The organism is Saccharopolyspora antiqui (assembly GCF_052246905.1).
Classification (GTDB): domain Bacteria; phylum Actinomycetota; class Actinomycetes; order Mycobacteriales; family Pseudonocardiaceae; genus Saccharopolyspora.
In genome coordinates, this window is sequence record NZ_JBQQBO010000001.1 from 746,500 (window position 1) to 770,689 (window position 24,190).

The 24,190-nt window shown below is 68.2% G+C and carries 19 protein-coding genes; 11 read left to right on the forward strand and 8 right to left on the reverse strand.

Going from position 1 to position 24,190, the window contains the following annotated elements:
* Window positions 1–282: 282 nt before the first annotated feature.
* The 3 genes from ACTWQN_RS03305 to ACTWQN_RS03315 all read right to left on the reverse strand — a co-directional run bounded on the left by ACTWQN_RS03305 (window position 283) and on the right by ACTWQN_RS03315 (window position 3,313).
* Entirely contained in the window at window positions 283–1,155 is an 873-nt protein-coding gene (locus ACTWQN_RS03305) for an NAD(P)-dependent oxidoreductase (RefSeq protein ID WP_443201799.1), read from the reverse strand.
* A 65-nt stretch (window positions 1,156–1,220) separates the two neighbouring features.
* Window positions 1,221–2,093 carry an oxidoreductase gene (locus ACTWQN_RS03310; RefSeq protein ID WP_443201800.1) on the reverse strand — a complete coding sequence of 291 codons (873 nt, stop codon included), beginning with the start codon at window positions 2,091–2,093 and terminating at the stop codon, window positions 1,221–1,223.
* A 68-nt stretch (window positions 2,094–2,161) separates the two neighbouring features.
* Complete coding sequence (locus ACTWQN_RS03315; protein WP_443201801.1) at window positions 2,162–3,313, reverse strand: low temperature requirement protein A; 1,152 nt, start codon at window positions 3,311–3,313, stop codon at window positions 2,162–2,164.
* Between the two features lie 359 nt (window positions 3,314–3,672).
* Here ACTWQN_RS03315 and ACTWQN_RS03320 point away from each other — a divergent pair, with 359 nt between their 5' ends.
* From ACTWQN_RS03320 to ACTWQN_RS03355, 8 genes are all read left to right on the forward strand, one after another.
* On the forward strand, window positions 3,673–4,524 hold the full coding sequence (locus ACTWQN_RS03320; RefSeq protein WP_443201802.1) for a patatin-like phospholipase family protein: 852 nt from the start codon (window positions 3,673–3,675) through the stop codon (window positions 4,522–4,524).
* A 296-nt stretch (window positions 4,525–4,820) separates the two neighbouring features.
* A complete protein-coding gene (locus ACTWQN_RS03325; protein ID WP_443201803.1) occupies window positions 4,821–5,438 on the forward strand; it encodes a TetR family transcriptional regulator in 618 nt (205 codons plus the stop codon).
* A 90-nt stretch (window positions 5,439–5,528) separates the two neighbouring features.
* Window positions 5,529–6,335 (forward strand): IclR family transcriptional regulator domain-containing protein, encoded by an 807-nt coding sequence (locus ACTWQN_RS03330; RefSeq protein WP_443201804.1) that lies wholly within the window; start codon window positions 5,529–5,531, stop codon window positions 6,333–6,335.
* Between the two features lie 225 nt (window positions 6,336–6,560).
* Window positions 6,561–7,739, forward strand: coding sequence for an FAD-dependent monooxygenase (locus ACTWQN_RS03335; protein ID WP_443201805.1), 1,179 nt, complete (start codon window positions 6,561–6,563; stop codon window positions 7,737–7,739).
* Window positions 7,740–7,794: 55 nt separating this feature from the next.
* Window positions 7,795–9,315, forward strand: a complete 1,521-nt coding sequence (locus tag ACTWQN_RS03340; RefSeq protein ID WP_443201806.1) for a tripartite tricarboxylate transporter permease — start codon at window positions 7,795–7,797, stop codon at window positions 9,313–9,315.
* Window positions 9,315–9,821, forward strand: coding sequence for a tripartite tricarboxylate transporter TctB family protein (locus ACTWQN_RS03345; RefSeq protein ID WP_443201807.1), 507 nt, complete (start codon window positions 9,315–9,317; stop codon window positions 9,819–9,821). Before ACTWQN_RS03340 ends, ACTWQN_RS03345 begins: the two co-directional genes overlap by 1 nt.
* A 55-nt stretch (window positions 9,822–9,876) precedes the next feature.
* On the forward strand, window positions 9,877–10,908 hold the full coding sequence (locus ACTWQN_RS03350) for a Bug family tripartite tricarboxylate transporter substrate binding protein (RefSeq protein ID WP_443201808.1): 1,032 nt from the start codon (window positions 9,877–9,879) through the stop codon (window positions 10,906–10,908).
* Window positions 10,909–10,951: 43 nt separating this feature from the next.
* Complete coding sequence (locus tag ACTWQN_RS03355; RefSeq protein WP_443201809.1) at window positions 10,952–11,956, forward strand: substrate-binding domain-containing protein; 1,005 nt, start codon at window positions 10,952–10,954, stop codon at window positions 11,954–11,956.
* A gap of 165 nt (window positions 11,957–12,121) precedes the next feature.
* Here ACTWQN_RS03355 and ACTWQN_RS03360 read toward each other — a convergent pair whose 3' ends face one another.
* The 4 genes from ACTWQN_RS03360 to ACTWQN_RS03375 all read right to left on the reverse strand — a co-directional run bounded on the left by ACTWQN_RS03360 (window position 12,122) and on the right by ACTWQN_RS03375 (window position 17,109).
* Window positions 12,122–14,440 (reverse strand): glycoside hydrolase family 127 protein, encoded by a 2,319-nt coding sequence (locus ACTWQN_RS03360; RefSeq protein ID WP_443201810.1) that lies wholly within the window; start codon window positions 14,438–14,440, stop codon window positions 12,122–12,124.
* Between the two features lie 707 nt (window positions 14,441–15,147).
* A complete protein-coding gene (locus ACTWQN_RS03365; protein WP_443201811.1) occupies window positions 15,148–15,993 on the reverse strand; it encodes an SAM-dependent methyltransferase in 846 nt (281 codons plus the stop codon).
* 589 nt (window positions 15,994–16,582) lie between these two features.
* On the reverse strand, window positions 16,583–16,996 hold the full coding sequence (locus tag ACTWQN_RS03370) for a hypothetical protein (RefSeq protein ID WP_443201812.1): 414 nt from the start codon (window positions 16,994–16,996) through the stop codon (window positions 16,583–16,585).
* 2 nt (window positions 16,997–16,998) lie between these two features.
* Entirely contained in the window at window positions 16,999–17,109 is a 111-nt protein-coding gene (locus ACTWQN_RS03375; RefSeq protein WP_443201813.1) for an NAD-dependent epimerase/dehydratase family protein, read from the reverse strand.
* A gap of 464 nt (window positions 17,110–17,573) precedes the next feature.
* Here ACTWQN_RS03375 and ACTWQN_RS03380 point away from each other — a divergent pair, with 464 nt between their 5' ends.
* Together ACTWQN_RS03380 and ACTWQN_RS03385 are read left to right on the forward strand one after the other, a co-directional pair.
* Window positions 17,574–19,199: an ABC-F family ATP-binding cassette domain-containing protein gene (locus ACTWQN_RS03380; protein WP_443201814.1), complete on the forward strand. Its 1,626-nt coding sequence runs from the start codon at window positions 17,574–17,576 to the stop codon at window positions 19,197–19,199.
* Window positions 19,192–20,838: an ABC-F family ATP-binding cassette domain-containing protein gene (locus tag ACTWQN_RS03385; RefSeq protein ID WP_443201815.1), complete on the forward strand. Its 1,647-nt coding sequence runs from the start codon at window positions 19,192–19,194 to the stop codon at window positions 20,836–20,838. Before ACTWQN_RS03380 ends, ACTWQN_RS03385 begins: the two co-directional genes overlap by 8 nt.
* Window positions 20,839–20,847: 9 nt before the next feature.
* Here the strand turns inward: ACTWQN_RS03385 and ACTWQN_RS03390 are convergent, their stop codons facing one another.
* The gene (locus tag ACTWQN_RS03390; RefSeq protein WP_443201816.1) at window positions 20,848–22,353 is read right to left on the reverse strand and encodes an MFS transporter; all 1,506 of its coding nucleotides are present in this window, start codon (window positions 22,351–22,353) and stop codon (window positions 20,848–20,850) included.
* 297 nt (window positions 22,354–22,650) lie between these two features.
* Between ACTWQN_RS03390 and ACTWQN_RS03395 the strand changes: the two genes are divergently transcribed.
* The gene (locus ACTWQN_RS03395) at window positions 22,651–24,189 is read left to right on the forward strand and encodes a class I adenylate-forming enzyme family protein (protein ID WP_443201817.1); all 1,539 of its coding nucleotides are present in this window, start codon (window positions 22,651–22,653) and stop codon (window positions 24,187–24,189) included.
* Window position 24,190 lies beyond the last annotated feature (1 nt).

Sequence of the window (24,190 nt, forward strand, 5' to 3'; positions counted from 1 at the left end):
TAAAGGCGGTCGGCGCGGGTAAGTCGAAATCTGTCCGGTCCTGTCATCGAATTGCGGCACACGACGCAGAATTCACCCGGCGATCGGACGACCGACCACCGCACAATGCCCGATCAAGACCCAAACGGATGAGCGCGCACCTCTCGCCATGGCCGAGAAGTGCGCGCTCGTTCCCCCATAGGTTACGGAAGGAATTTGTCCAACGTGAGCGGCTTCGGAGAAGAGAAGCGCCCGGGTGAGCCCGAGATGCGGATCTCCTGGTCCATCCGGCGGCTCCTGGATCTACTCGGCGGGCGCGGCGTTGGCCTCGATGGTCGCGGTGAGTTCCGGAAGGCGATTGGATGCGCTGACCGCCTGGTCGACGACGTTGCGCGCCTGATCCCCGAGGCCCTCGACCGCAGCACCGAACAGGCCCATGTCGATCAGCTGGAGCCGCTTGAGGTGCGCGGCGTTCTCCGAGGTGACGGCCCCGCCGAACGCCTGGAGGGCGAAGCTGGTCGCCGATCCGGAGCGCAGCACCTCGATCAGCGGCTGGAGCGGCAGGTCCAGCTCGGCCGCCACTTCCAGCACCTCGGCGATGTTGCGCTGATTCAGCATCATCAGCGCGTTGTTGAACAGCTTGCCGAACTGGCCTGCACCGACCGGGCCCATGTGGATCACGATCTTCGAGAACGTCTTGAAGATCGGGGTGATCTTCTCGACCGCCGCGGCCGGGCCTCCGACGATTGTCGTCAGCTGGCGCGCGACGGCGACCGCGTGCCCGCCGCTCACCGGCGCGTCGAGCACAGTGATGTCGTACGGCGCCGCGAGCTCCGCGAGCTTCTGTGCCTCCGAGGGCAGGCCGGTCCCGTGGTTGACGAGGATCGTGCCCGGCCGCATGTTCTCCAGCAGGCCGCCGTCCACGGCGACCTGCACGTTGTCCGAGTCTTCTGGGAGGCACAACGCCACCACGTCGCTCGCGGCCGCCAGCTCGGCGACCGAGTTCGCGGCGGTGAACGGTACGCCGTCGAGCGCTTCGAGCGAGGCCGGGCGGCGGGCCCACACGAGCAGCGGGTATCCGGAGTCGCCGATGGCTTCTGCGATGGGGGCGCCTTGATCACCGAGACCGATGAAGCCGACCGTGGGCCGGGTTTGGTCTCCGGGTGTTGCGGGCATGGTTTTCTTCCTTCGTGGTGGTGCGGGCGGGTGTGGCCTCGCCCGGTGGTGAGGTTGGGTGTGGGTCAGGGCTGGGTGGTGGCGATGGTGTCGAGCTCGGTGATGGCGTCGGCGGGGAGGGTGAGGGTGGCGGCGGCGATGTTGTCGCGCAGGTGGGTGCGCTTGGAGGTGCCGGGGATGACGACGGAGGTCGTGGAGCGCTGCAGCAGCCAGGCGAGGGCGACCTGCTGGGGGGAGGCGCCGACCCGGGCGGCGACGGAGTCGAGGATGCCGTGCTGCAGTGGGCTGAACCCGCCGAGCGGGAAGAACGAGGCGAATGCGATGCGCTCGCGGGCGGCGCGGGCGACGAGTTCGTCGTCCTCCCGGTTGACCAGGTTGTAGAGGTTCTGGATCGCCACGACCGGGGCGATGCCCTGGGCCTCGGTCAGCTGCGCCGAGGACACCCCGCTCAGCCCGAGGTGCTTGATCTTGCCCTGCGCACGCAGCTCGGCGAGCGCCTCGAACTCGGCCTTCAGCGAATCGTCGGTCGTTCCCTCGTGCGAACCCAGCCGCAGGTAGACCAGGTCGAGCACGTCCACCCCCAGGTGATCCAGGTTGTCGTGCACCTGCGCCTGCAGATCCTTCGGCTCCAGCGACGGGATCCACGCCCCGTCATCACCACGACGCGCCCCGACCTTCGTCGCGATCGTGATGCCGGAGTAGGGGTGCAACGCCGCACGCACCAGCCGGTTCGTCACCTCCGGGCCGTAAAAATCCGACGTGTCGATGTGGGTGACCCCCGATTCGACCGCCTCCCGCAGCACGGCCAGTGCCTCACCGCGGTCCCGCGGCTCACCGAACACATTCGGCCCCGCCAGCTGCATCGCCCCATATCCCATCCGCGTGATGGTCAGACCGCCGGTCAGGGTCACGGTCTCCAGGCCATGGTTGTCAGACATGATGCTCCTCAGTGCTCGGATTAGTAACTACAAGGTTACCGATGCCGTGGCATTAAGTCAAAGAACAGTTACTTAAGGGTGCGCCAACGCTTGATCGCGGGCAACGCTTCGATCGTCAGGAAGCTGGCGATCAGGACCAACGGAATCGCAGGCAGGAGCCGGTCGGCCAGCCAAGCCAGGACCAGGAACAGCAAAAGGTTGGGCAGCAACCAGGAAAACACCCGTCCGAGCGGGTAGCGCATGACACGCAGGCCGATGAACCCGTTGTTCAGCAGGTAGACCGCCAGCGCGGCCACGCAAAGCCGCAGTGCGTCACCCGCGTGCTGGCCACTCGCCCCCGCGGCGACCAGGCCGCCCAGTCCGGCCGCGAACGCGACGAGTGACACCACGGGCAGGAAATGTCCGATCAGGAAGATCGAGCGGGTGAGCCGAAACGCGTCCTCGCGGCGCGCACTCATCGTCCGCCCGGCCACTGCCGAGCCGAAGTCGAAGTACAGCCACCAGAGCATGGCGACGACCGCGAACGCCGCGAGGCCGGTGATCACCGCGGGCGGTGCGGCGTCCGCATCCGCGATCGCGGCGACGATCTGCGCGATCGCCTCCCCGAGCACGATGATCATGAACAGTCCGAACCGCTCGACGAGGTGGCCGATCTCCACTCCGCCCGACACGAGGCGCTGACGCAGCGGGGAACCGCTGCGGGTGCCCAGGAGCCAGGGAGCGATCTCCACCGCAAGCCCGGCGAGCCACAGGAGGTACGTCGCGGGCGGTTCCACGGCGATCGAGCCCGCCCACAGCGCGGCCGACAACAGCAGCGGCCAGTTGGCTCCGCCCGCGGGCCATTTCCCGCGCACCACCAACCTGAACGTCAGCACCGCGAGGCGCGAAGCCGCGTACGCGCTCGCGAAAACGGCCAGGTGACCGTGCGCCGCCGGTGTCGCCGCCCCGGCCATCACCAGCAGGATCGCCATCTGGACCAGCACGTCGATCCGCCGCTCGGCGCCGATTTCGCCGGTCAGGTTGGTGTAGAGCGTCGAGCCGACCCAGACCCACCACGCGGGTAGGAAGAGCACGAGCAGTCGGAGCCCGGACTGCCAGGTCGGATGGTCCACCATCGGATGCGCGAGCTGTGCCACGAGCACGACGAAGAGCAAGTCGTAGAACAGCTCCAGCCACCCCGCGTGCCGCTCGACGCTCTTGTCGGTGCCTTCGCTCGTCACGTCGATCTCCTCGGTCTGAAGTGGACATCCGCGGCGAGGCTAACAGAAGTAACTGTTCTTTGACTTGATCCAGCAAGTAGTAGTAACATTGTAGTTACCGATCCCCCATACTGAGGAGCATGACCTGGCGATCAGCACAGCCCCGATCGACGGTCCGACAGCGCACGGATGGGATGACCATTCCAAGAACCTCGCCTCTGTAGGTCCATTGTGGACGAGCTGGGCTCATCGTCGCCCGATCGACCCGGGGCGGGGCCGGAGTCGCCGCACGGCCTTCGCGGCGCCTTGACGTAGCTGTACGCCTACTGGCGCTGAGGGCGCTGATATGTCGACTACTTGGCTTGCGGAAAGGGTGCTTCATGGCCGAGACATTGGTACTCGGAGGCGGCGGAATTGCCGGTATCGCATGGACGACCGGATTACTTGCAGGAATGGCCGATGCGGGCCTAGAAGCAAGGGCGGTCGATGAAATAGTCGGAACCTCAGCAGGGGCAACGGTAGCCGCACAGCTGGGCAGTGGATTGGATCTGCACGTGCTCTTCGCCAGGCAGACCGAGCCGGATCTGCAGGCCGCGGAGATCGCCGCTCAGGTGAACTTGACGACCTTCGCAAGGGACATCGCCGCAGTGCTCGGAGAAGTTGATGTGCATCCACCGGAGAGGCGCCGCTCGCTGGGCAGGTTCGCCCTGGATGCGGAAACCGTTACCGAGCGGGAAAGGCGTGCGGTTGTCGAATCGCGCCTGCCATCGCACGCATGGCCATCGCTTGGGCCAGAACTGAAAATAGTTGCGGTGGACGCAAATAGCGGCGAGCCTCGGGTCTTCGAAAAGGCAACGGGCGTCGGCTTGGTCGAGGCTGTCGCCGCGAGCTGTGCCGTGCCGGGGATATGGCCGCCCGTCACGATCAATGGAAGCCGGTACGTGGACGGGGCAGTCCGGTCGAACACGAGCGCGGACTACGCTCTCGGGGCATCAAGAGTCCTCGTGGTTGCCCCTCTCGGGAACACGGAGCTCTTCCCGGTCGAGAAAACACTGGACGAAGCGATCGAGGAACTTCGCGTCAGCGGTGCCCAAGTCGCACTCGTCACTCCAGACGCGGTGTCGACCGAGGCAATCGGGACCAACCCGGCGGATCCTTCCACCCGCAAGCCCGCCGCCGAGGCTGGGCGCATGCAGGGCCGCGACCTGAAGATCGAGTGGAGCGGCGCCTGAACGGCGGGCTCGCACGAACTCGGGCGACGTGCCGACAGAGCCATGGGGCAAGTGCAAATCCGGTTGGTCGCGGACGATGCAGCCCGCCTCGCAAAGCCGGAAGGTCGCGCGGCGTCGAGTTCGCAGGCGGCGAAACGCCAGAGCGCGCGGCAAACGACCCACCTGCCGGACTTCGCCGCATCCCCTGCTGGATGGGATTGCTGGCCGAGCAGACATCCCCGCAAGCTAAGTAACAATCGAGTTACTCCATCTCAAGCCAAGTAACTACTTAGTTTACTTATGTTATTCTTGACGGCATGCCAGCGACACCCGATTCGAAGGTGTATCGACCGCGAAACCCCGAGGCGACCAAGGAATTGCTGCTCGCGTCGGCAGGTGAGGAGTTCGCCGAGCACGGGTACGCCGGAGCTCGGATCGATCGGATCGCAGACCGCGCGCACACGAACAAGCGGATGATCTACGCCTACTTCGGCGACAAGGACGGGCTGTTCAGTGCCGTTCTCGAACGGCAGATCGGGTCGCTGGTCCAGGCCGTCCCTCTCGTCGATGGCGACCTCGTGGGCTTCGCGGCCGCCAGGTTCGACTACATGCTCGCCAATCCCAGGTCGCGGATGCTTGCGGCCTGGCGCACGTTCGAGCGCGCCGAGCCGACGGCCGCCGAACGCGAGAGTTACCGGGCGCGGGTCGACAGTGTCGCGGCTGCGCAGCGGGCGGGACGGCTCACCGGCGACATTCCCGCCGTCGACCTCTTCGCGCTGGTCTTGCGGATGACCGAGAGTTGGCTCAGCGCGCCGCCCGGCATGCGCAGCGCCGCCGACGGTGATCCTCAGTCCAAGGAGCGACTGGAAGAACATCGCGCTGCGCTGGTCCTAGCGGTGCGCCGCCTGGTTGAGCCGAAGCCGCAGGCCCTGTGACGCTGTGCTGCGCCGCAACCTGCTCGCACACACCACCCGGCTCCATTCCGGCGATTTGACGTTAACGAACTAGTTTCGTATAACGAAAATATGGCGACATCATCGGGCAACCCGGACGAGACCCGGCAATCCGGCGCTTCGCCCAAGCCCCGGCGCGAGGTGGTGGGCGGGCTCGCGAAGGGGCTCGCGATCATCGAGGCGTTCGACGCGCACCGGCCGAAACTCACGGTCAGCAGCGCCGCCGCGATCACCGGCACGACACCGGCCGCGGCCCGCCGCTGTCTGCTGACCCTTGAGGAGCTCGGCTACGTCACCCATGACGGCAAGTACTTCCGGCCGACCCCTCGCATCATGCGCCTGAGTGCGTCCTACTCTCGTACGGCGTCCTTGCCGATGCTTGCCCAGCCGTGTCTCTCGGCGGTGCGCGACGAGCTCGGCGAGTCCGCGTCCATCGCAGTCCTGGACGACGGGTACGCGTTGTTCATCGAGCGGGCGGAGGCCACCCGACTTGCCTCGGCGGGGGTGCGGGTGGGCACGCGGCTCCCCGCGTACGCCTCCTCCACCGGGCGCGTGCTGCTGGCCGCGTTGCCCGACGAGGAATTCGAGGCATATCTGGAAAGCTGGCGGCCGCAACGCCTTACGCCGAACAGCCCAGCGACCATCGCCGAGATCCGCCGACGGGTCCAGCGGACCCGCGACGAGGGAATGGCCTTCACCGAGGAGGAATTGGAGCCGGGGGTGCTCACGGTGGCGGTTCCGGTCCGGGACAGCCTCGGCCGGACCCACGCCGCGATGAGCGTCAGCACCTCCACCGCCCGAGCTTCCCTCGACGTGCTGCGCGAGAAATTCCTGCCCGTGGTCCGGCGGGAGGCCGCCCGGCTCGGCAACACGCTCTGACCTGAGGACTTGCCTGCGGCGCGGCGGTTTTGAGGCCGCGCCCGACAGCGGGTGCGCGGCGTAGCGACTTTCGCCGCCCGGTTGCCCCGTCGGTTCGCGTTCGAGGCATCCAGCGTGGGATCCGTTGTGTCGCAAGCATTGACAGTCGATCTCGGCCCCATTAACTTTCACGCCACCAAATAACGAAAAGTTTTCGCTTAACGAAAATCAAAGAAGGGGTTGGGTATGGGCTCGCCCGGGCTTCGGGTCGCGATCGTGGGTGGCGGGATCGGCGGCATGGCCACCGCGAACGCCCTCGTGCGGCACGGCATCGAGGTGACGGTCTACGAACAGGCTCCGGAACTCGGGGAGATCGGCGCCGGGGTGTTGATGACGCCCAACAGCGTCCGCCTGCTCGAACGGATCGGCATGGGGTCGGCACTGGCCGCGGCAGGCGCGCGCATCGGCGACGGGTCGCAGTACTACCGCAAGGACGGCACGCTGGTCGCGCCCATCCTGACGACCGATTCCCGTGGTTGGAACGGCATGTACGGCATGCACCGCGCCGACCTGCTCACGATCCTGGCGGACGGGCTACCCACCGGGATCATCCACACCAACCACCGGTGCGTGGGCTTCGACCAGGACGAAGCAGCCGCGCACCTGGAGTTCGACAACGGCGCGTCCGCGACCGCCGACGTCGTCATCGCCGCGGACGGCATCCACTCCGCTCTCCAGCGGTACGTGGTGGCCCCTTCGCGTCCGGTGCACTCCGGTTCGGTTGCCTACCGCGGCCTGATCCCGGCCGAACGACTGCCGTGGTGGCGTCGCGGCGTGTCGCAGCTCTGGATGGGCGAGGGCAAGCACTTCCTGGTGTACCCGGTGCGCTCCGGCGAACTGATCAACTACGTGGGCTTCGTGCCGAGCGATGAGCGGACCACGGAATCCTGGTCCGCCGCGGGCGATCCGGTTGCCTTGGCCGCGGCGTTCGCGGGCTGGGACTCGCCCGTCGAGCGGCTGCTGACCCAGGTCGACGCCACCTTCTGGTGGGGTCTGTACGACCGGGAACCGCTGAGCACGTGGACCAACGGCAGGCTCACCCTCCTCGGGGACGCCGCGCACCCGATGCTGCCGCATGTCGGACAGGGCGCGAATCAGGCCATCGAGGACGCCGTAGCGCTCGCCGCCCTGCTGGCCACCCGCGACGGGGCCACCGCACGCGAGGCATTGCAGGCGTACGAGTCGCTCCGGCGGCCGCGCGTCGCCGAGGTGCAGCGCGGAGCGCGCGCGAACGGACAGCGGTACGACTCCGCGTACGACGACCTGAACGAGCGCGACGCCGAGATCGCCGCTTCCGTCACCTTCCGTTCCTGGCTCTACGACTACGACGTCGAGGCCGACGCCGACGAACTCGCGGGGACCTAGCCGGGCGCCGTGACCGCAGCGCATCCAGACCGCCAGACCCGTGATCGGAGGACGCATGGGAGAAGCGCTCGTCGAGAGCCTGACGCAGGTGTTCCAGCCATCGACGCTCCTGCTGATGCTGGTCGGTGTCGCCGTGGGCTTCCTGGTCGGGATCCTGCCCGGCCTGGGCGGCGCCGTGACGCTGGCCCTGATGCTGCCCTTCACGTTCGGCATGGAGCCGGTCCAGGCGTTCGCGTTCCTGCTCGGAATGCTGGCGGTCACCTCCACCGCGGGGGACATCAGCTCCGTCCTGTTCGGCATCCCGGGAGAGGCGACCTCGGCGGCCACCGTGCTGGACGGGCACCCGCTCACCAAACGCGGGGAGGCCGGTCGCGCGCTGGGAGCGGTGCTGTCCGCGTCGGCGATCGGCTCGGCGATCGGCGCGGTGGTGCTGGTGGCCGCCATCCCGATCATGCGGCCGTTGGTGCTGTCGTTCGGCCCCGCCGAGTTCTTCGCGCTCACCGTGCTCGGGCTGACGTTCGTGGTGACGTTGTCCGGCGGGAACATGCTCAAGGGCTTCATCATGGCGACGTTCGGCGTACTGGTCGCGATGGTCGGGATCGACCCGCAGGAAGGTGTCCCGCGCTACGCCTTCGGGGATCTCTACCTCTGGGGCGGAATCGGGCTGGTCCCGCTGGTCGTGGGTCTGTTCGGCGGCGCCGAGGTGCTGCAACTGATGTTGACCAAGCGCGGCATCGCGCAGCCCACCGACGACTCGGCGACGCGGAACCTCACCGGCATCGGGCAGGGGATCCGGGACACGTTGGCGCACTGGTGGCTGGTCGTCCGGTCGAGCGCGATCGGTGTCGGTGTCGGCATCGTGCCCGGGGTCGGTGGCTCGGTGGCGCAGTTCCTGGCGTACGGCCACGCCCAGCAGACCTCCAAGCACCCGGAGGAGTTCGGCAAAGGGTCGATCGAAGGGGTCATCGCCGCGGGGTCCAACAACAACGCCAAGGACAGCGGCAGCCTCATCCCCACGGTCGCGTTCGGCATCCCGGGCGGCGCGGCCACCGCGGTGCTGCTCAGCGCCTTCCTCATCGTCGGGCTCGACCCCGGGCCGCAGATGCTGACCAGCGACCTCCCGGTGACCCTCTCGATGGCGTGGGTGACCATCCTCGCCAACTTCGTGGCGGTCGCGGTGGGCTTCCTGCTGATCCGGCCGCTGGCCAAGCTCACCCAGATCCGCGGCGCGTTTCTCGTTCCGGTCCTGCTGATGCTGCTCACGATCGGCGCTTACACGGCGAGCAACAACTTCGCCGACGTGCTGGTGATGCTCGCCGCGGCGGTGATCGGCGTGCTGTGCGTCCGGTGGAACTGGCCCCGCGTCCCGTTCCTGCTCGCCGTGGTGCTGGGAGCCATCGCCGAGCGGTACCTCTTCCTGTCCTACTCGCTCTACGGACTCGGGTGGCTGACGAAGCCAGCGGTCCTGATCATCGGCGCGATCATCGTGCTCACCGTGGCGCGCCCACTGTTGTGGCCCCGGCTGCGGAGAAGCCGCTCCGCCGACGAAACCCGCGCGAAGATGGGAGCCCGGTGATGACGAGCTTGTCCAAATCGGACGGTGCGCGCAGGCCGGACCTGTGGATCACCGGGGTGCTGCTGGTGGTCTTCGTGGTCGCCTTGCTGCTCGCCCGGCAGTGGGGATTCCGCGCTTCGCTCGTCCCCACGTTGGTGTCCGGGCTCGGCGTGGTGCTCAGCGCGTTGAACCTGGTACTGCTCGTCGCGCGGCGCGGCACGGTCCAGGCCCCGGAGCCGGACCCCGAGCCGGAGCCGGATCGGCAGCACGAGGCCGACTACGTCTTCGCGACGGCCGGGGCCGCCGCTTGGCGCGGCAGCCTGGGCTGGCTCGCCGCCTTCTTCGTCGGGCTTTTCGTGTTCGGTCTCATCCCGACCGCGGTGGTGTTCGCCCTCGCGTACCTGAAGGCAGGCGCGCGGGTGTCCTGGCTTCCGGCCCTCGGCTACGCGGCTGGCCTCGGACTGGCGCTGTGGCTGGTGTTCGTCGAACTGCTCGCGATCCCGATACCGGAAGGGCTGTTCTCCTGATGTCCACGGCGTGTGGCGGCGACAGCGGTAGGCGACCCTCAAGGAGGAGTCACACATGAGCGCGTTGGGCGGTCCGCGCGGGCGGTTCCGGAAGCTCGTCGCCGGGGTGGGCGTGCTCGGCGTGGTCGCGGGCTGTGGCGGCGGGAAACCGGTGTCCCCGGCCGAGTTCTACGCGTCGGAGACCCTGGAATTCGTCGTGCCGTACGAGCCGGGTGGCGGCTACGACCTGTATGCCCGTGACGTCGCCCCGTACCTCGCCAAGTGCGCGGGCACCGAGGTGACGGTGATCAACGAGCCGGGGGCCGGTGGCCTGCTCGCGACGTCGCAGACCGCGGTCGCCGAGCCGGACGGGCTGCGGATCCAGATCCTCAACACCGTCGGCGCAGTGAGCGCGGAGGTGGGACAGGTGGAGGGCCTGAATTTCCGGCTTGCCGAATTCTCCTGGCTGACCCGGATGTCCGACGAGCCGAACGTGGTGGTGGTCGCCGCCGACAGCGAGTACCGCGGTTTCGAGGACTTCCTGCGGGCCGACGAGCCGGTCAAGTTCGTGTCGACGGGCCCGGGGGCGAACGACCACATCAATCCGCCGCTGCTGTCCAGGATCTACGACTTCCCGGCCCGCGTCATCACCGGTTTCTCCGGCTCCGGCGAGGCGAGGTCGGCGATTCTGCGCGGCGACGCGGACGCCGACGTCCTCCCGCTGAACACCGCGCTGAGCGCCATCCGGACCGGCCAGATGCGCCCGGTCCTCGTCATCGGACGGACCACCGACAAGGCCGTGGCCGAGGTACCGACGACGGCCGACTTCGCTCCGGCGACCCCGGACCGCCAGCGGCTCCTGGACTCCCTGGTCGGTCTGGTGGAGACCAGCCGGACCGTGGTGGCGCCACCGCGCCTGGACCCGGCCCGACTGGCATACCTGCGCGAGGCGTTCAAGTGCGCGTTGTCCGATCCGGAGTTGCAGTCGCGGTCGAAGCAGCAGCGGCGGCCGGTCAGCTACCTGCCGGGAGCGGAGACGGGCGCGCTCGTGAACTCCGTGCTGCGCGCCGACCCCGCCTTCCAGAAAGTGCTTCAGTCGATCTCCTGAGCAACGCGGAGTCGGCCCCTTGAGTTGAAAGGAAACCCCACCCATGTCAGACCAACGCCTTTCCCTGGCCATCGCCGACTACGACCGGGTGGCCGCGCTCGCCGACGGTCGGGTCACGGTCCCCGGAGCCGAGCTCGACGTGCGGACGCTGGCGCCGTCGGAGACCTTCTACCAAATGCTGCACGAGGACGCGTTCGACGTCAGCGAGATGTCCTTGTCCAGCTACCTGATAGCCCGGCAGCAGGGCCGGGCGTGGACCGCGATCCCGGTCTTCCCCTACCGCAACGCGTTCCACCTCGGGCTCTACGTCGGCGAACGGTCCGGCATCCAGCGGCCGGAGGAGCTGCGGGGGCGGCGGATCGGCCTCACCGAGTACCAGGTGACGGCCGCGGTGTGGACCAGAGGAGTGCTCGCGCACGACTTCGGTGTGGACCCCACGACGGTCGAGTGGTACGTGGAACGCACGCCCGAACTCAGCCACGGCGGCGAGACCGGTTTCCGGCCTGCCCCCGGGGTCCAGGTGCATCCGGTGCCGCCGGGCCAGACGCTGGAGTCGATGCTCGTCGCGGGCGAACTCGACGCCGTGCTGCCCAGCCCATACCCGGGGATGGCGTCCCGGCTGAACCTCACCAGCGCGCACGACCTGAAGCGGATCCCGGGCGTTCGGCGGCTGTTCGCCGACCCTTGGGCCGAGGCGGCGCGCGTTTACCGGGAGCACGGGTTCCTGCACTGCAACCACACCGTCGTGGTGCAGAACCACCACCTGGAGCGGGACCCGGACCTGGCCCTGAACCTCTTCCGGGCCTTTGCCGAGGCGAAGCAATCCGCGTACGACAACCTGCGGCGGCTGGAGCGCTCCAGTCTGCTGCTGGGCGGGCCCCGGCTGGACGATCAGCAGGAGGTCTTCGGGGACGATCCGTTCCCGTACGGATTCGCTGGATCCGCCAAGGCATTGCGGACGCTCGTCGGTTACTCCCACGAACAGGGCTTGATCAGCGCGGAGCCAGCGGTGGAAGACCTGTTCGCGACGAGCACATTGGACACCTGACCGGGGCACGGTCCCCGCTGTGGCGGTGCCGGGCCGAGTGTCTCGGGTAGGGCGGGCGATTTCGCGCGAAATCGCCGTATCCCATGGGGAGCGGGTGGCGATTTCGCGCGAAATCGGCAGATTCGCCACCCGCACCGCCACGCACAACGAGTTCCAAGACAGGCTCTAAGGGCGGAGTTCACGCTCTGCCTCTGCGGCGTACCTGATCACGGTGTCGCGCTCCACACCGCTGAAGAGCCCAGCGGAAACCCAGTCGTCCGCGGTCTGTTTCACCCGGCGTACGAAGTCGCCGTGGCTGGCGAACGGTGCGGCGTCCCAGACTACGTCGAGGAAGGTCAGGCCATCGTCGCCGGGCGAGTCGACGCCCTGGACTGGTACGTCGTAGTTCGGCAGGTTGTCGTCGCGCTTGCGGTTGGGCACACCGGTGTTGATGGTGCCGAAGACCACGTCGGGCTCGACCCTCCTGAAGTACGGGGACTGGGGCTGGGCGTCCCCCACGTAGTGCGGGCGCAACGTGAGGCCTGCCGTGGTGAAGGTCTGGTCGCCGCTCGGTGTGATCGCCGCTGTGGAGTAGTCGCCGTCCAGCTTCAGGTAGCGGTAGAGCGTGAGTTCCCGGAAGCTGCCCGCGCCTGGGTCGCCGAGGATCGGCATCAGCAGCGGGCCCCAGAAGATCGACTGGGTGTCCGGCCGGTCGATGGCCCGCTCGATGCGGATGGCGAACGGCATGGAGACCTCGATGGTGTCGCCCGGGCTCCAGGTGCGGCTCAACGTGAGGTAACTGCCGGGTCGTGCCGGGGAACCGGCCGCGGGACGGCCGTTGACCAACACCACGAAGCCGCGAGGGGTGTCGGACACCCAGCCGGGAACCCGCAGCTTGATGTCCAGCGGGCCGCTGCCGTGCACGGTCAGCGTCGTGCGGTGGTCGCGGGGAAAGTCGGTCCGTTGGGTGACCGTGAACCCTCGGTCGGCCCAGGTGAGGGTCGACGCGGCGTACAAGTTGACCCACAGGGTCGATCCGTCGGCCGAGCGGAAGTAGATCGTCTCCTGGTACTTCGTGTGGTTCTCCATTCCGGTGCCGCCGCAGCAGGTTCCGGTGTTGCCGTAGTCGCGGCTGGAACCGGGGGTTAGCGGCTGGAAGTACACGAGCTGCGGGTCCTCGACGGTGTCGGTGTCGGCGCGCTGCCCGGCGATCATGTTGACCAGGCCGCGCTCGTAGTAGTCCAGGTACGCCGGATCGGGGTCGAAGAAGAACAGGTTGCGCGCCAGCTTGAGCAGGTTGTAGGTGGTGCATGACTCGGCGCCGGTCGAGCCGATGGCGTTGGCGACGTTGTCCCGGTTCTGGAACATCTCCGGGTTGTCGTTGGACCCGGGGTAGTTCCCGCTCGTGCCGCCGTGCGCGAACATGCGATGGGGAACGACCATGCCGAAGAAGTTCTTCGCCGCGACCCGGTACTCCTCCTCGCCGGTCCGCTCGAAGATCCGCAGATAGCCGACGAAGTTGGGGACGTGCGTGTTGGCGTGCAGGCGATTCGGCCGACGCCGGCCCGGGCGAGTCGCATCGGTGGTGACAAGAATGTCGCGGTTGTCCACGCAGGCGCCGAACAGGGACTCCCGGTTGTCGAAGCACTTGGCCGTCTGCAGATGCCGGTCGTCTCCGGTCAGCGTGCAGATCTCGGCGAAGACCTCATTCGCGCCGCCGTATTCCCCCGCGATGTAGGTGTCCCACATGAGGTTCAGATCGTCCCTGGTGACCGACCCTGGGTAGTCCGGGTGGCGAACGTCGCCGAGCGTCAGCGCCAGGTGCGCCCAGTCCGCCATCCCGAGGGCGATCTCCAACGCCCGCTGGCTGCCGGTGAGCGCGAAGGCGTCCAGGAGCCCCCGCATGATCTTGTGCTGGGTGTACCACGGCGCCCAGGTGTTGGTGCTCAAATCGCCGCCGTACTGCGCGAACCGTGGCGGGCCGGCGCGCAGCACCACGTCCTCCGGCAGGGCGCCCAGGTAGCCTGGGTGGACGGTCTTGCCCATCAGAGCGTCCTGGCACTCGCCGAGCTCGCCCACCATCCAGTCGAGCTTGTCCTTGAAGACCTGCTCGTCCTGGTCGACGTGGGATTGCGCCAGCGCGGTGAGGTAATGACCCGCCCAGTGGCCGCTGAGCAGACCGCCGTCCTCCCAGCCGCCCGGGACGGCGAGACCGGGCGGATTGGGCCGCCCCGCGGTGTTGTTGAACAACACGAGGAACCGCCGGTGGTCGTAGTGCCTGATGAAGTTCTTCATCAGGTCGCGCTTCTGCTGGAACAGGCCAGGTCCCAGGGCCACCTGGTTCAGCGTGAAGGGCCGTATCGGCGCGGTGCTACCTGCCCCGACATCGGGCGGGAGGTTCTGCCCGAGCACGCGAGCCGCCGCGGCGCGCGGCGTTTCCGCGGAGGCGACCGGGGAGGATCCGGTCGCAGCCACGGAAGCCATGCCGACGGCGGACGCGCGCATGAAATCACGCCTCTTCAATGGCCGCGTCATGTCGCCCCCTTTTCAGCTGTCCAGTATTTCGGACATGATCTGATCAGTCGAACACGCTTGTCCGATCATGCTCGGGCGAACGGCTCGTCGACACCGACAAATGGCGGTATGACAGGGAAAACGAGCCCGCTCCTATCCCTGTGAAGGCCTACTACGACGTCAACCTGCTGGCCGCTCCTGGGCCTTCGGACGTCGTAGGTTTTGCCAGGGCAGGAACCATCCTGGACTCCCCGAACGTCAGTCCCATCACCGGCGCTTGGTACCCCGGGACCACCTGTGGCGACCACCAGTCCTCCGATTTGTGGCGCGAGGTTTTCGTGCCCGGAACCCAGCGGCTCGGCTACGCGCCTGCCTACTGCATCATGTAGCCATCTCTGATCTGGCGGTGGTGCCCAGGCGTCACGGCAGCATCCGACGGACTCACCGAACTAGTCAGACCGCGCCAAAAGGCGTCGACCTCGCGAACAGGGCGACGCCTTCGAGCCGCTGACGAAGGCCAGCGGCCCGCTGCCGCACCTGGTCGAGGAGTAAACCGCGTTCACGATGACCTTCTTGCGGTACCGCTCTGACGTCGTCTTTCGCGATCACGCATCTCCAGTGCGGCGACGGGTGCTGGCGGGCGGGGAGGATCTTCGCAGACCCGTGAAAGTGCGGTGAACGGCAGGTAGTTCCGCTGGTCACCGTTTGATGGCGACGCCCCCGAGCATGTGGACGTGGGCGTCGATGAATCTCGCCGCGGCGTCGTCCGGGTGCCAATGGTTGATCAGCGTCACGCCAGGAGGCAGTAGTTCCAGGCCGCCGAAGAGGTCCTCGACCTCAGTCTGGTCCATCGACCTGGCCGCGATACCTTTGGCGTTGTAGGAGGCAATACCTTTGTGCACCTCTTCGGGTGCGCTGATGTGCGTCGTGGTCGACAACACCAGGGCGCTGCCCTGGGGCAGCGGCTCCATGAGACGGGCGATGATGTCCCGCGCCTCCCCCTGGTCGAGGATGTAGTGCATGACCGCGAGCAGGGTCAGCGCAACCGGCCGGTCCAGGTCGAGAATCTCCCGGTACTCCTCAGAATTCAGGATCGCGTCCGTGTCACGCAGATCCGCGTCCACGTAGGCGGTGCGCCCCTCCGGTGTGCTGGTGAGCAGAGCACGCGCGTGCACCAGCACGATGGGATCATTGTCGACGTACAGGATGCGCGATTCCGGGGCCACCTCCTGCGCGACCTCGTGCAGGTTCGGCGAGGTCGGTAGTCCGGTGCCGATGTCGACGAACTGCCGGAAGCCCAGCTCGGCCGCGAGGTACCGCGTCACCCGCACCAGGAAGTCGCGGTTCGCGCGCATCGACTTCGGCAGGTTCGGCCAGCCCTCGGTGATACCGCTGGACGCTTCCCGGTCCGCCGCGAAGTTGTCCCGACCGCCCAGCAAGTAGTCGTAGATCCGCGCCGGATGCGGCTTGTCCGTGTGGAGATCGGGGGGAGGACGGTAACCATCCTCATCCGCTTTCGACCCCAGCCAATCCGTGCCCGACATGACGCCCTCCAACGACGATCACCAAAACCCGTGCGCACTCTATCGCCCACATCTGGTGCATGGTCGAGCCGACCAAAACTGTCGCCAGCATGAGCTCCGTCCCGTCGCTGACCACCACAGCATCACCAGCGCGGAGCTCGCCGAAGAGCACAAGGAAAGCGGAAGGGAACGCACTACAACGGAACTCGCAGACCGGTGCGCCTCCGTTGCTTGGCCTAGCGGAGCAGTTCCTCGGCAGCTCGTTCGGGCCCCGCCCCGCGCTCATCCGTTCACGGAGTGAGACGCGTTGTCGGGTCCCCCCGGGACACCACGAGGGCCGCCGAACTGCTCGTCCTGCGGTACGAGAATGCGGATCCCCATAACCAGCGCCTGGCATCTCCATCGCGTCCTTGCCGGTTGCCCAGCCCGCGTCAACGGGCGTTCCGGACGCGTCGTGGCCGGGCGTGCGGGAGTTCAGCCAGTCCACCACCGACTTGGCGCCGATCGACTCGTTCTCGGTGCCGAACGCCTGCTCCGACTCTGCTGTCCGACGAGCGGAGGTTTCACCCGCTGGCCAAGAAGATCGGCGCCTAGCCGTCGGTGTTCGCGGTCACCGGTGCGACGGCCGTCGCCGCTCACCTGCTGGTAAAGCGCCGCGGGTGAGCAACAGCAGCACCAACGGGATCGCCGCAGTCACCAGCAGCGCCACAACCAGCGTCGATGCCGCGGTGTGCGGCTGGTGCGCCGCGTGGAACACCAGGTGCGGAACCGCCCAGACGAGGTTCGACGTCAACGCGACGTAGACCAGGGTTCGTCCCAGGAAGACCGCGGCTGCGCAGAGCACCACCGCCATGGCGAGGTTCATCGCGCCGTAATCGCGGAAGAGGTGCTCGTTGAACGGCGGATAGTCGTCCACCGTCGGAATTGCGCCGTAGAACGAACGCGGGAAGAACAGCGTCCAGAAACCCACCGCGACGTGCACGAACGTCAGGAAGAACAAGCCCGACCGCAGGAGAGCGCGCATCTTCACGCCTTCCGCTCGGTCCGGAACTCGTCGAACCCGGCATCGAGCAACCGGCGCACCACGGCCCTGCCCAACGTGCCCGTCCCGCCTGTCACCAAGATCGACTTCTGCATTCGTTCGTCCTCCCTGCGTCTTGTCGTCGATAGCCCGGTGTGACGATCATTCGCCCGGTGGGTGCCGCGGCCGCGAACGGGTCACAACGCGCATGTGATCGACAGCATCCTGACCCACGTCGCCCCGGAACTCGGCTGGCGCTGACAACCGAACCCGCACCGGCAGTCCGCCCTGCTGCCCACGGTTCGACTACCTGTGCCACGGCGACCTCAAGAGCACCTATCCCTCGTCGGTTCCGCCGCGCAATGCTATGGTTCTGCACATGGGTGGCATTTAGACCTCTCCGAAGTGATCGGCTCCGCGGGCTGAACTGGCGCGGGGTCGATTGTCGCGATGCTCGCGATTTCCCGGAGACCGGAGCCGCTCCCACCCCTTCTCGCTGACCGCACAGCCCTCTTCCGGCCGTGCGCCGGGGTTGTCACGGCGTCCCTCTCCCCCGCCCCGCGTACCCCGGAGAGAAGCCATGATCATCTGCACCGACCTGTCGTTCTCCTGGCCGGACGGCACGGTGCTGTTCGACGACATCACCTGCTCGATCGGCCCCGGCCGCACCGGCCTCGTCGCACCCAACGGCACCGGCAAATCCACCCTGCTCAAGCTCATCGCGGGCGAGGTACCGCCGACGCGCGGCACGGTCACCGTGGACGGGTTGCTCGGGTACCTGCCGCAGACGCTGCCGCTGGACCCCAGCACAGAGGTCGCCGACGTGCTGGGGATCGCCCCGGTCGTTCGGGCGCTGCACGCCATCGAGTCCGGCGACGCGGACGAGGCCCACTTCGCCGTGATCGGCGCCGATTGGGACGTCGAGGAACGCGCCACGGCCGAGATGCACCGGCTCGGCCTCGGCGACGTGGCGCTCGACCGGCGGCTGGGCACGCTCAGCGGCGGCCAAGCCGTCGCGCTCGGCCTTGCCGCGCAACTGCTCAAACGCCCCGAGGCGCTGCTGCTGGACGAACCGACCAACAATCTCGACCGGGAGGCCCGCTACCGACTCTACGACGTCCTCGACGAGTGGAAGGGCAGCTTGCTGCTGGTCAGCCACGACCGGGTGCTGCTCGACCGGGTAGACCAGGTCGCCGAACTGCGCCGCAACGGAGTCTCCTTCCACGGCGGCAACTTCACCGACTACCAGGCAGCCGTTCAGGCCGAGCGCGAAGTGGCGGAGCGAAACGTGCGCACCGCCGAGCAGGAGGTCAAGCGGGAGAAACGGGAGCTGCAGCTGGCCAGGGAGCGTGCCGCGCGGCGGGCGGGCAATGCCGCGCGCAACACCAAGTCGGCGGGCAACGCGCGGATCGCGGCGGGCAATCTCAAACGTTGGGCGCAGGCATCGGCGGGCAAGACCGTCACCAAGCACAACGACCGGGTCGACGACGCCAAGTCTCGGTTGGACGAGGCCGAGCGGGCGCTGCGCGACGAGCAGCGGATCACCTTGTCCCTGCCTGCGACGAACGTCCCCGCCGGGCGCACGGTCTTCACCGGCACCGGGATGCGGGTGTGCTTCCGCGGTCGGCCGGTATTCGTGGGCGGCGGGGTGGACCTGATGGTTCGCGGGCCCGAACGGATCGCGCTCACCGGGTCGAACGGTGCGGGGAAGTCGACGCTGCTGCGCGCCATGGCGGGCGAAGTTGCCCTGGACGGCGGGGAGATCGTCCGCGCCGACGGGCGGGTGGCGTATTTGTCGCAGCGTCTGGACCTGCTCGACCTCGACCGGTCCGTGCGGGACAACCTGCGGCAGTGGGCGCCGTCGATGCCGGAGTCCGACGCGATGAACCTGTTGGCGCGCTTCCTGTTCAAGGGGCAGCGCGTGCACATACCGGTGTCCGCGCTCTCGGGCGGGGAGCGCATGCGCGCGACGCTGGCCTGCGTGCTCAGCAGCGAACCCGCGCCGCAACTGCTTCTGCTGGACGAGCCGACGAACAACCTCGACCTGCAGGGCCTGCAGTGGCTGGAGAACGCGTTGAACGCCTACGAGGGCGCATTCGTGGTGGTCAGCCACGACGACCGGTTCCTCGAAGGGATCCGGGTGGACCGCTGGCTGCGACTGGCTGACGGCGTGCTCTCCGAGGAAAGGGGGCTCACCGGTGTCTGACCGGAGCACGGTGCTCGCGCGCGACCGCAAGGCCGCCTACTTGGCCGCCGTGGACGTGCACTGCGCGCTCGGAGAACGCCTGGTGCTGCACGGGGTTTCACTGACCGTGGCGCACGGCGAGCGGGTCGGCCTCATCGGGGAGAACGGCCGCGGCAAGTCGACGCTGCTGCGGGTGCTGGCGGGCGAGGTCACCCCGCAGCGCGGCGCGGTGGTGCGCGCGGTGACCGGCTCGGTCGGGTTCCTGCCCCAGGAACCCGACTTCCTGCCCGGCACCACGGTCGCGGACGTGCTCACCACCGCGGCGGCGGACATCCACGCGCTAGCGGACCGGATGCGTGACGCCGAGGCCCGCATGGCCGAGCCGGACGTCGACCTCGACCGGCTGCTGGTCGAATACGGGGTTCTCCAGGAGGAGTTCACCCGGCGGGGCGGCTGGGAGGTCGACGCCCGCACCGGCCGAGTGTTGGAGGTGTTCGGCCTGGCACACGTGGAGCGCAACCGTCCGACCGGGACGCTGTCGGGCGGGGAGCGGGCCCGGTTGGCATTGGCTTCCCTCGTACTGGCCGAACCAGCCGGGCTGCTTCTGGACGAGCCGACCAACCACCTGGATGAACGGGGTGTCGACTGGTTGGTGGGGTGGCTCGCCGACTATCCGGGGCCGTGTCTGATCGCCAGCCACGACCGAGTGCTCCTGGACGCCGCGGTCACCGCAATCGTAGATCTGGACGGCCCGGCCGGGGCCACTGTCCGCTACGGCGGCGGCTACCGCGACTACCTGGCCGCAAGCGCCGCGGCCGACCTCCGGTGGCGGCAGCGCTACCGCGACTGGCGGTTCGAACTCGCCGAGGCCAAACGAAGATTGGACGGCGCGGAGCGCACGGGCGGGCACGCCAGTGAAATGACCGACCGCAACAAGATGTCCTACGGCAAGCGCGGCGACATGGCGCAGGCCGCCGTGGCGCGGGCGGCTCGCGCCGCCCGCCTGCACCTGCGCAGACTCCTGGAGGACGAGGTCCCGCGACCGCCGGACCCGTTGGCGTTCACCGCACCCGTGCTGCCCGCCGCCGAGGACGGCACACTGCTCACCGCTACCGGGCTGGCAGTGGGCAGCCTTTTCGCGCACATCGACTTGGTCCTGGCTCCGGGGACCCGGCACATCGTGGTGGGCGACAACGGGGCGGGCAAGTCCACGCTGCTGGGCGTGCTCGCTGGCCTGCGACAGCCGGAGGCGGGGCAGGTCGATCGGGCGCCCGGCATCGAAATCGGGTTCTTACCGCAGGAGAGCAACTTCGCTGCCGAAGGCAGGCCCCTGCTAGCGGCGTTCACCGCGCGGCGGGCGTTGCACCTTGAGGACGCGACTGTCGAGTTGAGGCGGTTCGGACTGTTCACCGATACCGACCTGCGCACCCCGGTGAACCGGCTGTCCATCGGGCAACAACGGCGGCTGGACGTGGCGCTGCTGTTCGCTGCTCGCCCGGACGTGCTGCTACTGGACGAGCCGACCAACCACCTCAGCCTCGCACTTGTGGAACAACTTCAGGACGCGCTGGTGGAGTTCCCCGGTCCGGTCGTGGTCGCCACCCACGACCGGACCACCAGGGAGCGCTTCCCGCACTCCCTGGTGGAGTTGCGGGCGTGACGCGCCCGGTCAGGCGCGTTCGCCGATGCGCGGTACCGCGCGCAACCGCAGCGTCACCAGCGCGGTCACCGCCCCGATGCCAGCCGCAGCCCACGCAGTCGCGGCCAGTCCGGACGACAGCGCCTCGCGGGCAGCCTCCAACAACGGAGCACCGGTCTCGGCGGGCAGTCCGGCCGCGGTCTCGCGCACCCCGCCGGGGGACGCGACGGCCTCCGGGTCCACGCCCTCTGGAGTGCCGAGTTCAGCGCGGTAGACGGCGGTTCCCAGGCTGCCCAGCACCGCGACGCCCAGTGCGACGCCGAGTTCGCCGCTGCTCTCCGACAACGCCGACGCGGCACCCGCCCGGTGCGCGGGGGCCGCGCTGACGACGAGGTCGGTGCACAGCGCGATCATCGGGCTCAGGCCGAGCGCGACCACGACGTATCCGGTCATCAGCACCGGCAGATCGTCCACTTTGGTCTGGGCGATGATGGCGAATCCGGCTGCGGCGACAGCGACGCTGGCGGTGACCACGATTCCCGGTCGGAAACGGCGCGCGAGCACCGGAGCCGCGAGGGAACCGACGATGGTGCCCACCGACGCGGGCACCATCCATGCGCCCGCCGCGAGCGGCGACAGGCCCAGCACCTCTTGCAGGTACAGGGCGATGAACAGCTGCGTGCCGCCCATCACCAGCAGTCCGAGCAAGTAGGTGCCGAGCGAGGTGTTGATCACCTTGTCGCGCAGCAGGGCCAGGTCGAGCAGCGGGTCGTCCAAGCGATTCTGCCTGCGCGCGAACAGGATTCCGAGCGCCACGCCCACGACGGCGGCGATGACGACGACGGCGTCGAACCCGCTCTCGGCGACCCGCTTGATCGCGTAGACCACGGAGAGCAAGGCCACCAGCAACAATGCGGCACTCGCCAGGTCGACGCGGCCGCCGGCCGGATCGCGGTATTCGGGCAGCAGCACCGGTCCGAGTGCGAGCAGGAGCAGCATCACCGGAACGCCGAGGAGGAACACCGAGCCCCACCAGAAGTGGTTCAGCAGCAGCCCGCCGAGCAGCGGGCCCACCGTCGTGCCCACGGAGAAGCTGGTCATCACCACGGCCACGGCGAACGCGCGCTGGCCCGCGTCGGCGAACATCACCCGTACCAAGGACAATGTGGACGGCATGAGCGTCGCGCCCGCGGCGCCGAGCAGTGCCCGCGCCGCGATCAGCAGCTCGGCACTGGGCGCGTAGGCAGCGAGAACCGATGCCGCGCCGAACAAAGCAGCCCCGATCAGCAACAACTTGCGCCTGCCGATCCGGTCCCCCAGCGCCCCCGCGGGCACCAGCATCCCCGCTATGACGAAGCCGTAGATATCTGTGATCCACAACAGCTCGGCGCCAGACACCTGCAGGTCGGCGGCCAGTTTCGGCGCCGCGAGGTACAGGACCGTCATGTCCATGGCGATGAGCAGCGTGGGCAGGGCGAGCACGAGCAATCCGATCCATTCCCGGCGACCGGCCCGGGTTCCCACTTCGGCGGTCATTGGCTGGCGTCCTCCGCGAAACGGCTTGTGGTGACAGTGATTACGGCACCAGGAGCAGCCCACCACCGGCATCCGGCGGCCACCTGCCCGCGCGGATCGCTTGCCCGCAAACGGTTTTGGCATCGCCCGGCGCGGCACTGGCCCGGTCTCCCGGTCGTACGGCTGGTTGCGCGTCAGGGATCCTAGCCCATCCGGGCGGTGTCGCTTTCGACGCAATTGCACGTTTAGATAACCGATGATAGCGTCAAATTCGAGCGTCTTCCAACGTCGTTACTTCGCACGGCGGGGGTTCGCACAGTGGATGACTCCACGATTCCCGAACGACTTATCCGTTCAGCGCAAGACTTTCCGCACGCTCCAGCCCTGTCCGACGGTATATTCCAGCTGGATTACCGCGGGCTGGAGGCCGCCGTGGCCGCGGTGGCCAATGGCCTGGCCAGCGACGTGGTCGAGGGCGACCGCGTCGCGCTGCACCTGCCGAGATGCGCGGAATACGTGGTGCTTTACCTGGCAGTCTTGGCTTTGGGCGCGTCCGTCGTGGCTTTCTCGCCGGAGCTCAGCGAGGCCGAGACGGCGGCCGACCTGGCCGATACCCGGCCCGTCCTGCTGGTGCGGGGCACAAGCGTGCGTTCCCGGCTTCCTTCAGCGGGCCCGCGTGTTGTCGACGTCCCAACCACAGCCGCCCGCGACGGCGATTTGACGGGTCTGCTGAGAGCTTGCGGCAGCAGTGCGGGAGCGTTTCCCCGTCGGCGGATCGATCCGGGGGACGTGGCGGTCATGCCCGCCACCTCGGGCTCCTTTGGTTTACCTAAAAGGGTGATGTTGACGCACCGGGCTTTGCTGGCCAACGCTCGGGCACACCGCCGCTCGCTCGACCTGGACGGTGTTCAGGAGACGGCGCTGGTGACCGTCCCGCTCAACTTCGGTTACTGCAACACCGTTCAGCTCGTCGGACAGCTCGACTCCGCTGGCCACATCGTGCTGCTGGAAGGCGACTTCCTGCCGAGCAGGTTCGGCAGGCTGGTGGCGCGACACCGGGTCACCAGCACACTGCTCGTCCCCGCGATGCTGCGGCTGATGGCGATGGGCGGCTGGCAGCGCGACCACGACCTCTCGTCGTTGCGGCACATCGTGTACGGAGGCGCCCCGACACCGCCGGACGTGCTCGCGGCGATCGGCGATCGACTGCCCGGCGCCGAACTGGTCGAGACCTACGGCCAAACGGAGGCCGGACCACGGGTTACCACCATGCGCCAGCGCGACCGGGCCAGGCATCCAACCTCTGTGGGGACACCGGTTCCCGGTGTCGAGGTGGTGGTGCGCGACAGCGCGGGCGTGCCGCTCCCGCCGGGCCGATCTGGCGAGGTGACGGTACGCGGACCAAGTCTCATGACAGGCTACTTCGGACGTCCACAGGAGACCGTCGCGGTCCTGCGCGACGGCTGGCTGTGGACCGGCGACATCGGCAGGCTCGACACCGACGGCCACCTGCACCTGACCGGGCGCACCCGCAACATCGCGATCGTCGCCGGGATCAACGTGGCGCTCGAAGAGGTCGAGCGGGCGCTGGTCGCGCACCCGACCGTGGTCGAGGCGGTCTGCGCGGTGGTCGCCGATGAGCGGGCGGGCGAGGCGCTGGTCGCGCACGTGCGGCTGGTTCCGGGCGCGGACGCGGCGGGCCTGCGCGAGCACTGCCGCACCGAACTCAGCCCGCACAAGGTACCGCGGCGGATCGTCGCGGTGGACGACTTCCCGCGCACCCGGACCGGCAAGGTCGATCGCGCGGCGGTGGCGGGGCTGGTCGCTGCCGCGCCCACACTCACCGAAAGGACGTAGA

Excerpts from the sequence above, each read along its gene's own strand:
- ACTWQN_RS03380 (WP_443201814.1), top strand. The coding sequence starts at position 17,574 with ATGATCATCTGCACCGACCTGTCGTTCTCCTGGCCGGACGGCACGGTG.
- ACTWQN_RS03350 (WP_443201808.1), top strand. The coding sequence starts at position 9,877 with ATGAGCGCGTTGGGCGGTCCGCGCGGGCGGTTCCGGAAGCTCGTCGCC.
- ACTWQN_RS03325 (WP_443201803.1), top strand. The coding sequence starts at position 4,821 with ATGCCAGCGACACCCGATTCGAAGGTGTATCGACCGCGAAACCCCGAG.
- ACTWQN_RS03340 (WP_443201806.1), top strand. The coding sequence starts at position 7,795 with ATGGGAGAAGCGCTCGTCGAGAGCCTGACGCAGGTGTTCCAGCCATCG.
- ACTWQN_RS03360 (WP_443201810.1), bottom strand. The coding sequence starts at position 14,440 with ATGCGCGCGTCCGCCGTCGGCATGGCTTCCGTGGCTGCGACCGGATCC.
- ACTWQN_RS03355 (WP_443201809.1), top strand. The coding sequence starts at position 10,952 with ATGTCAGACCAACGCCTTTCCCTGGCCATCGCCGACTACGACCGGGTG.
- ACTWQN_RS03310 (WP_443201800.1), bottom strand. The coding sequence starts at position 2,093 with ATGTCTGACAACCATGGCCTGGAGACCGTGACCCTGACCGGCGGTCTG.
- ACTWQN_RS03345 (WP_443201807.1), top strand. The coding sequence starts at position 9,315 with ATGACGAGCTTGTCCAAATCGGACGGTGCGCGCAGGCCGGACCTGTGG.
- ACTWQN_RS03320 (WP_443201802.1), top strand. The coding sequence starts at position 3,673 with ATGGCCGAGACATTGGTACTCGGAGGCGGCGGAATTGCCGGTATCGCA.
- ACTWQN_RS03370 (WP_443201812.1), bottom strand. The coding sequence starts at position 16,996 with ATGCGCGCTCTCCTGCGGTCGGGCTTGTTCTTCCTGACGTTCGTGCAC.
- ACTWQN_RS03305 (WP_443201799.1), bottom strand. The coding sequence starts at position 1,155 with ATGCCCGCAACACCCGGAGACCAAACCCGGCCCACGGTCGGCTTCATC.
- ACTWQN_RS03335 (WP_443201805.1), top strand. The coding sequence starts at position 6,561 with ATGGGCTCGCCCGGGCTTCGGGTCGCGATCGTGGGTGGCGGGATCGGC.
- ACTWQN_RS03330 (WP_443201804.1), top strand. The coding sequence starts at position 5,529 with ATGGCGACATCATCGGGCAACCCGGACGAGACCCGGCAATCCGGCGCT.
- ACTWQN_RS03390 (WP_443201816.1), bottom strand. The coding sequence starts at position 22,353 with ATGACCGCCGAAGTGGGAACCCGGGCCGGTCGCCGGGAATGGATCGGA.
- ACTWQN_RS03375 (WP_443201813.1), bottom strand. The coding sequence starts at position 17,109 with ATGCAGAAGTCGATCTTGGTGACAGGCGGGACGGGCACGTTGGGCAGG.
- ACTWQN_RS03365 (WP_443201811.1), bottom strand. The coding sequence starts at position 15,993 with ATGTCGGGCACGGATTGGCTGGGGTCGAAAGCGGATGAGGATGGTTAC.